Genomic DNA, 6039 nt, shown 5'->3' on the forward strand with positions numbered 1-6039 from the left:
ATAACAGAGCCTTCGGCGTAGGTGGGACCCAGTTGGGCCTTAGCCCACGCTGCACGAAGGAATCGAAGGCGGCGATTTGTTTGCAAAACGGCAGTTGGCCTCTTTTCTTGGACCAATCTGCCCCGCAGCCCTCTTTGTCCACCGGCTGCGGCCCTCCCACGGCGAACTGCACGCCAAGCCTTGTCTCGCCGTGGGGTCGATGTTTGTTTTCGACGACGTCCCCGGCACATGTACCTCACCAAACTCGAAATGCAGGGCTTCAAGAGCTTTGCGGACGAGACCACACTTACGTTCGATCCCGGCGTGACGACCATTGTTGGGCCGAACGGGTGTGGAAAGTCGAACATCGTTGACGCCATCCGGTGGGTGATTGGTGAGCAGCGTCCCACCGTGCTCCGGTCGGAGAAGATGGAAAACCTGATCTTTAACGGCACGGCCGACCGGCGTCCGCTGGGCATGGCGGAGGTGGAGCTGACGATCGAAAACACCGACGGGGTGCTGCCCACGGAGTATGCCGAGGTGACCATCGGCCGTCGCCTCTTCCGCGACGGCACGTCCGAATACCTGATGAACGGAACCACGTGCCGCCTCAAGGACATCACGGATCTGTTCATGGACACCGGCATGGCGGCCGATGCCTACTCGGTGATCGAGCTCAAGATGGTCGACGAGCTGGTGTCCGGCTCCACCGAGGACCGCCGCCGCATGTTTGAGGAGGCGGCCGGCATCACGCGCTACAAGATGCGTCGGCGGCAGGCCCTCCGCAAGCTGGAAGGCACGCAGTCGGACCTAGAGCGCATCCGCGACCTGACCGACGAGGTGAGCACGCAGGTCGAGCGCCTGGAGGCCCAGGCGGAGACGGCCCAGCGGTACCAGGAGGCCGAAACGGAGCTGCGGCGCCTGGAGCTTCTGCTCACACAGGTGGAGTACGACCGCCTGACGGAGCGGCAGGATGAGTTGGCAGCACAGGAGACAGAGCACGCCGACCGCGCCGAGGCCCTGGCCGAGGACGAGCGGGCGACGGAGGCTCGCCTTGAGGACCTCCGAGAGACCCTGTCGGAGCGAGAAGACACCCTCCAAGAACGCCGCGAGGCCTTGCAGGAGCACCGGGCGCGCGTCCGGGAGCTGGAGGCGGAGCAGCGCCTGCAGCGGGAGCGCCTGACCCGCGCCCGTGACGACCGGGAGGAGGCCCAGCAGGCCCAGGAGGAGGCCCGCCAGCGGCGCACTGAACTTACCGGTGAGGTTCAGCGCCTGGAAAGTGCTTTGGAGCAGGCGCGTCCGGCCCTCGACGAGGCGGAGGCGACCCTCGAGGAGGCTCGTGACGAGCGGGACGCGGCGAAGGCGGCCGCAAACGAACTACGAGAAGATGTTCGGCGGCACCGGGAAAAGGCAGAGGCCGCGGAAGACGAGCACGCTGAGCAGCGCCGGGCGCTCGACCAGCGGACGAATCGACAAGAGCTGCTGGAGGATGAGCGGACTCGTGCCCGCACTCAGTACGATGACCTGGCGGAGAAGGTCGAGGCGTTCGACGCGCGCATCGAGGAGGCCGAGGCCGAACGTACTGCCGCCGAGCAAACGCTCGAAGAGGCGCGTTCGGCCCTGGCGGAGGCCACCACGGAGCGGGACACGCGCCAAGCAGCGCTGGAGGATGCTCGAGAAGAGCTTCGAGAGCGGAAGCGCCGCCGCGACGCGGCCGAGGCGGAGGTGGAGCTCCTGGAGGGCCTCGTGGGCAGCTACGACGAGTTTTCGGACGCCGTTCAGTTCCTGGCCGCCGAGGGCCTCTTCGACGACCTCTATACCGTAGCCGATGTGCTCGGGTGCGACGACGACGTGCGCGTGGCGCTCGATGCCGCGCTGGGGGACTTCGCGTCCTGCGTGGTCGTGTCCACCGCCCAGGACGCCTGGGCTGCCGTCGACCGCCTACGCGAGGCCAGCAAGGGACAAACGTCCTTCCTTGTGCTCGACCGGCTCCCCGACTCGCCGCCGTCCCCGTCGGCGCCCGACGGCACAGTGCCCCTGCGGACGGCCGTCCGCACGACGGACCCGGCGTACACGGCCCTGGCCGACACGCTGCTGCACGATTGCTACCTCGTCGACACGCTGGAGGAGGCCGAGGCGCTCGCCGATGGCTTTCAGGAAGAGCCCCGAACGGTTCGGATCTTTGCCCGCACGGGCGAGTGGGTCGACTCCACGGGCGTCCTTCGTGGAGGAAGCCAGCAGGACGATGTGTCGCCGGCCGCGAGCCGCCTTGGGCGCCGCGAACAGCTGGCCCGTGCCCGCGACCAGCATGCCGACCTGCAGGCGGCCGTCGACGAGCAGGAGGCAGCCGTGGCGGAGGCGAAGGCTGCCCTCGGCACGATCACCCTGGCGGCCCACGAATCTGCGGTGGAGGAGGCCGAGGCGACCCTCGCCGACGCCGAGCAGCGCCTCGAACGGCTCCGCTACGAGCGAACCTCCACGAAAGAGCGGTGTGCTGAGCTCCAGAAACGCCTCGACGAGATTGAGGCAGAGCGTGCCGAGCACGAGGATCGCGTCCACGATCTCCGACAGACGGCAGAGGCCGCCGAGGAAGCGATGCGGCGCCGGCGCCAGGAACGCGCCGAGGCGGAAGAGGCGCTCACCGAGGCGGAGGACCGTGAGCGGACGGCCGTCGACGCCTTTAGTGAGGCACAGGTGGCGGCCGTGGAGGCCCGAAACCGCGTCGACAACCTGGAGCAGGACCTGGAGCGGGCCCGCGACCAGATCGACGAGATCGACCGGCAAACCGGCGAGCGAACAGCAACGCTTGAGAACCTGACGGCCACCATCGAGGAGGCCCTCGACGAGCAGACGGAGCTCGATGAACAGATCGAGGCCCTCCGCGAGGAGCGGAAGGCCCGGGACCAGTCCGTGGAGGCGGCCGAGGAGGCCCTTCAGGAGACGAAGGCACAGATCGACGAGGTGGAGTCCCGCCTCCGCTCGATTCGGCAGGAGCGGGAGGCCGCCCTGGAGCAAAAAAACGAAGCGGCCGTGGCGCTTACGAAGGTGGAGACCCGCACTCAAGACCTGCTCGACAGCATGAAGACGGACTTCGACCGTGACCTGGCGGACGATCCGGCGTCGGTGCCCGAGGCATTCGACGAGGCGGAGGCACAATCCGAGGTGAAGAGCCTGCGGGGAACGATCAACGCCCTCGGCGACGTCAACCCCCTCGCGCTGGAGGAATACGAAGAGGAAAAAGAACGCCTCGATTTTCTCCAGGAGCAAAAGACGGACCTGGAGGAGGCGGAGGACACGCTCCTCGACACCATCCAGGAGATCAATGCGAAGGCCTCGGAGCGCTTCATGGAAACCTTCGAGGAGATCAGGGAAAGCTTCGGAACCCTCTTCACCGAGCTGTTTGGAAAGGGCGCTTCGGCGGAGCTCCAGCTGGCAGAGCCGGACGACCCCATCGATTCGGCCATCGAGATCGTGGCCAAGCCGCGGGGCAAACGGCCCGTCACGCTCGACCAGTTGTCCAGTGGTGAGAAGGCCCTGACGGCCACCGCGCTGCTCTTCTCCATCTACCTCGTGAAGCCGAGCCCCTTCTGCGTCCTCGACGAGGTGGACGCGCCTCTCGACGACGCCAACGTGGAGCGCTTCATGAGTCTCGTTCGCCGATTTGAGGGCGACACCCAGTTCGTGCTCGTGACCCACAACCAGCGCACGATGGACCTGTCAGACCGCATGTACGGGGTCACGATGGAGGAGCAGGGCGTGTCGAAGCTCGTAGGGGTGGAGTTCGACGAGGCCGCGGAGCTGACCGGCTAGAACCGGGGCGCCGGGACGCATCGTGCACGCTGGGATCCCAAGAACCCAAGTACGATGGACGCGCTGCTCACCGACCTGCTAGATGTGTTGCGCCGCACCGGGCTCGACGCGGTGTTGATTCTGGCGGGCGCCGCCGGGCTGGGAGGGCTTGGCTACGCCGTCGTGCACCGTAGCCTTCGGGCCCTGATGGGCGATCTGGAGTGGGCGGCACCGCTGCGGGGGGCGCTTCTTCGGCGGACCCGCGCGCCACTGCGCATCCTGGCGCCTGTGCTGTGTGTCTACTTGGCGCTGCCCACGGTTCGCGCATCGCTTCCCGGCGTGGCCCGGACGGTGCTCGGCAACGCGCTGCAGGCACTTGTCGTCGTGGGGGGAGCCTGGATGCTGCTGGCGATGCTGTACGCCGTGGAGGAGGCCGTCTCGGTGCGGTACGAAACGGACACACCGGACAACCTGCAGGGCCGCAAAATCGTCACCCAAACGCGCATCCTCCGCCGAATTGCCGCGACGGTCATCACCATCGTCGCGGCCGGCCTCGTGCTCATGCAGTACGAGCCGTTTCGCGAACTCGGGACCGGCATCCTGGCGTCGGCGGGCATCGCCGGTATCGTTGTTGGCGTCGCGGCCCAGCGCACGCTCGGCGACCTCATTGCGGGCATCCAAATTGCACTTACCCAGCCCATTCGGGTCGACGACGCAGTGATCGTAGAAGGAGAGTTCGGGTGGGTCGAGGAGATTACGCTCACGTACGTCGTGGTGCAGGTGTGGGACCGGCGACGCATCGTCCTCCCCATCACGCACTTTCTGGAGCAGCCCTTCCAAAACTGGACCCGTACCTCAACGGACCTCATTGGAACGGTTTTTCTCTACCTCGACTACACGGTGCCGATCGACGACCTCCGGGCGGAACTTCGGTGCATCGTGGAGGCCTCCGAGCATTGGGACCATGATGTGGTGGGGCTCCAGATGACGGATGCCTCGGAGCGAACCGTCACGCTCCGGGCCACCGCGAGTGCCAAGGACGCCCCCACGCTCTGGACCCTGCGGTGCGAGATCCGCGAGAAGCTCGTGGCCTACATTCGCGAGCACTACCCCGACGCCCTGCCGACGCTGCGGACCCGGCTCGAGACCTCGAAAGACGGCGAACGCCTGGACAACGACGGTGATGCCCAGGGGCCCATGTGATCAAGGGAGAACCCATTCGCTGCTCGAATCGACGCTCGCTCCCGCGTACAAAATGCTGGGGGCAAGATTGCGTCTCCCAGAGGGACCGCTGGCGCCAACGTCTTCAAGATCACACTGCGTCGCTCCTCTCAGGGGCCCTGCGTGCGGACGTACCAGGCGTCCCCGAGAGAAAGACCATGGTTGTTTGTGACGTGCACCTATTGGCCGCGTCTCACGTCGAAGAAGAGCCGGGGTTGTATCCGTCGCCCCCGATGTCGCCCCCAACGTCGTCAGCAGGGGCCCCTCCGGCGAGCGGTTCCGCGGGCGGGGCGGCTGCCTTCCCCTCCGTTTCGATCGCAAATTGCCGCACCGTCTCCTCCAGCTCCCCGCTGAGCTCTTCCAGCCGCCCGGCGGTGTCGGACACCTGCGTCACGCCGGCCGCCGACTCCCGGGCCGCCGTCGAGATCGACTCGACCGACCGGGCAATCTCCTCGCTGGTGGTGGACTGCTGCTCGGAGGCCGCCGCAATCTCGTCGGCTCGCTCCTCGACCTTCGAGATGGCCGTGACGATCTCCTCGATTGCCTCCCCGGCCTCTTCGGCCAACTCGAGTCCCGTCTCCGCCCGCTGGCTGCTCTGGCGCGCGGTGCCGACCGCGCCGTCAATCTCCTGCCGCACCTTGTCCATGATTCCTCCAATCTCGTCGGTGGCCGCGTCGGCCTCCTCCGCGAGCTCGCGTACCTCCTCAGCGACGACTGCAAAGCCCTTTCCCTCTTCCCCAGCCCGGGCCGCCTCGATCGCGGCGTTGAGGGCCAGGAGGTTGGTCTGGTCGGCGATCTCGTCGATGCGGTCGACAACTTGCCCGATCTCCTCCCCGTAGGCGCCGAGGCGCTCGATGGTGTCGGTGGTGTTTTCGATGGCGGAGGCAATGCCCTCCATCTGGTTGGTGGCCTCCCGGACCGTTTCGCTCCCGCGCCGGGCGGTCTCCCCACCGGCCTGGGCCACCTCGGCGGTCTTCTGAACGCTGCGGGCGTTGCCGTTGATCGTCTGGTTCAGCTCCTCGACGGCGGCGGCCACCTCCTCGGCCTGGG

At 67.0% G+C, this 6039-nt stretch carries 3 protein-coding genes; 2 read left to right on the top strand and 1 reads right to left on the bottom strand.

Features of this window, described 5'->3' with window-relative positions; translation table 11 throughout:
- Positions 1 to 228 precede the first annotated feature (228 nt).
- A complete protein-coding gene (gene smc, locus B7R93_RS00485; protein WP_103018897.1) occupies positions 229 to 3789 on the top strand; it encodes a chromosome segregation protein SMC in 3561 nt (1186 codons plus the stop codon).
- 54 nt (positions 3790 to 3843) lie between these two features.
- Positions 3844 to 4971 (top strand): mechanosensitive ion channel family protein, encoded by a 1128-nt coding sequence (locus B7R93_RS00490; RefSeq protein ID WP_103018898.1) that lies wholly within the window; start codon positions 3844 to 3846, stop codon positions 4969 to 4971.
- A 211-nt stretch (positions 4972 to 5182) separates the two neighbouring features.
- Here B7R93_RS00490 and B7R93_RS15590 read toward each other — a convergent pair.
- The coding region (locus tag B7R93_RS15590; RefSeq protein ID WP_232797861.1) for a methyl-accepting chemotaxis protein at positions 5183 to 6039 on the bottom strand (857 nt) is incomplete at its 5' end.

The organism is Salinibacter altiplanensis, assembly GCF_002894645.1.
GTDB classification, from domain to species: Bacteria; Bacteroidota; Rhodothermia; order Rhodothermales; family Salinibacteraceae; genus Salinibacter; species Salinibacter altiplanensis.